Below are 2,553 nucleotides of genomic sequence, written 5' to 3'. Positions count from 1 at the left end.
GCTACGCTCCTTGCTTCGCCCGTGGATGACGAAGGGATGGACGTCCCGGCCAATTATCGACGTACGCACCGCCCGGAAACCTAATGCACAGCCGCGTACATGATCTTCTCCTCCGTCGCCTCGGCCGGCGAAAACTCCTCGACGATGCGGCCCTGGCGGCAGACCAGGATGCGGTCGGACAGGTTCATGATCTCCGGCAGGTAGGACGAGATGACGACAACGGCCAGGCCCTCGTCGGCAAGCCGGTTGATGATCTGATGGATCTCGGCGATCGCGCCGACATCGACGCCGCGCGTCGGCTCGTCGAAGATGACGATGCGCGGCTGCTGCACCAGCCCCTTGCCGATCACCACCTTCTGCTGGTTGCCGCCGGACAGTTCGACGACGCGCGCATTGTCGTTGATCGCCTTGATGTTCAACGTCTTCGTCCATTCGGCTGACAGCGCGCGCATTTCCTGCGCGTTGATCACCCAGGCCTTTTCGCGCCCCGCCGCCAGCAGCCCGCCGAACAGGTTCTCGGCAATGCCCATCGTCTCGAAGATGCCTTCGCTCTTGCGGTCCTCGGTGACATAGACGATGCCGTCAGCCACCGCCTCGCTCGGCACGAGATAGCGCACCGGCCTGTCATCGAGCTCGATGGCGCCGCCGCGCAGAAAGTCGCGCTTGTAGATGCCGGAGACGATCTTGAAGGTTTCGGTGCGGCCGGAGCCAATCAGCCCGAACACACCGGTGATCTGGCCCTCGAAGATCGAGAAGGACGTGTTGCGCACGACATTGCTCATCGAGATGTCCTGCACCGACAGCACCTTCTTGCCCGCCTTGCGAAGCTTCGCTTCGTCGCGCTGCCGGTAGATCTGTCCCGACAGCGTGCGCCCGACCATGGCGGAAACGATCCTGTCGCGGTCGAAAGCAGAGGTGTCGTCGGTGATGACCAGCTCGCCGTCGCGCAGGATGGTGATGCGGTCGGCGATATCGAGCGCCTCTTCCAGCGCGTGGCTGATGAAGACGATCGACACGCCGCTCGCCTTCAGCCGCCGGATCAGCGCGAAGAAGTGCCGCTTTTCTTCCGGCGTCAGCGTCGCCGTCGGCTCGTCGAAGATGATGATCTCGGCATTGTGGTGCACCGCGCGCGCGATCTCGACCATCTGCCGCTTGGCAGCACCCAGCGTCGCCACCATGGCGTTCGGGTCGACGGGAAAGTTCAGCGATTGCAGGAATTGCTGCGCCGAAATGTAGGTGCCGCGCAGCCGGTTGAGGAACTTTTCGGTGCCGAGATAAAGGTTCTGCGCCACCGTCATCGACGGCACCAAGCTGGTTTCCTGGAACACCATGGCGATACCGGCCTGAAGCGCCGCGTGCGGCGAGGCGTAGGCGATCTCCTGCCCCTTGTGGAACATCTTGCCCGAGGTGGCGTCGACCACACCGGCGATGATCTTGGTCAGCGTCGATTTTCCCGCGCCGTTCTCGCCAAGCAGCGCGTGGATCTCGCCCTTGCGCAGGTCGAAGCTGACATTCTTCACAGCGGGCACGCCGCGGTAGTTCTTGGTGACATTCTCCAGACGGACAATCGGTTCCATCAGAAACCTCCCGTGGCGACGGAAAGGATGCAGTCGCCGCCCCTGGAGGCGATGAACAGAAGACCGTCCTTTTCCGCAACGCTGCAGATGCCATGGCGCGTGCCGTTGGCGCGGCTGTGCAGGCTGAATTGCGGCTGCATCTTCTGGTCAAGCCTGACCACCAGCCCGTAGGAGCGGCTCGGCGACCACGGCTTGTGGATGCCCATGGTGCGGATGCCGCCGCATTGCAGCGGCTCGAGGAAGCTGCGGCTGGAGGCCAGCGCTGGCGCGATCCAGTAGGCAGGCGGCACCTGGCTCAGCATGTCCTGACGGTAATGCGTTTCCTGTAGCACGAATTCGATCAGCCGGTTGCGCGGCGCAAACAGGGTCAGCCACGCCCCACCATCGGCGGAAGGTGACAGCCGCGCGGGATAGCCGGGCAGATGCGTCAGAACCGTCGAGCGGCTGCCCGTCGCGCCATCGAAACGCACCAACTGATGACGCCAGCTTTCGCTGACTAGCACATCGCCGCCGACTGGATGCAGGCCATAGGGAAAGGCAATCTCGCCGGCGACTTTGCGGAAATCACCGCCCGCGGCGTCTCGCTTCCACAGCGAACCGGAGGCACCCTTCTTCATCAGATCGGCGGCCCATTGCGACGGCGCGTGCTCGGCCGAGCCATTGGCCAGCCACAGCGTGCCGTCATCCGCATAGGCAAGTGCGGTGATGCAGCTGAGGTCGGCCGGCAGCGAAACGTCGCTGCCGCCAATCAGCAACTTGCCGTTTTCCAGCCCGACCGTCAGTTCGCCCGATGGCGACAGCGCCAGCGCGGTTACGGCAGACCGAAAAGTCTCGACCACGACAGGTTCCGCTCCAGCCGCAATCGAATGGATGGCGTTGCCGCTGGAGGCCAGTAGCCTGTCACCGGTAACGAGCAGATTGTCCGGTTCCGTCAGCTCGGCAAAGGCCGGCGCATCATCCAGCCGCGTGTTGGGGC

The 2,553-nt window shown here is 63.8% G+C and carries 2 protein-coding genes; both read right to left on the bottom strand.

Going from position 1 to position 2,553, the window contains the following annotated elements; translation table 11 throughout:
* Nucleotides 1-80 precede the first annotated feature (80 nt).
* Nucleotides 81-1,577: a sugar ABC transporter ATP-binding protein gene (locus tag EOC06_RS35775; RefSeq protein WP_127271485.1), complete on the bottom strand. Its 1,497-nt coding sequence runs from the start codon at nucleotides 1,575-1,577 to the stop codon at nucleotides 81-83.
* Nucleotides 1,577-2,553, bottom strand: a 977-nt coding sequence (locus tag EOC06_RS35770) for a hypothetical protein (protein ID WP_128310015.1), incomplete at its 5' end; no start/stop codon positions are given. The genes EOC06_RS35775 and EOC06_RS35770, both read right to left, overlap by 1 nt.

The organism is Mesorhizobium sp. M7A.F.Ca.MR.362.00.0.0, assembly GCF_004023175.1.
In the GTDB taxonomy this organism is placed as follows: domain Bacteria; phylum Pseudomonadota; class Alphaproteobacteria; order Rhizobiales; family Rhizobiaceae; genus Mesorhizobium.
Note: the sequence above shows the minus strand (reverse complement) of the source record. Positions and strands in the feature narration are given on the sequence as shown.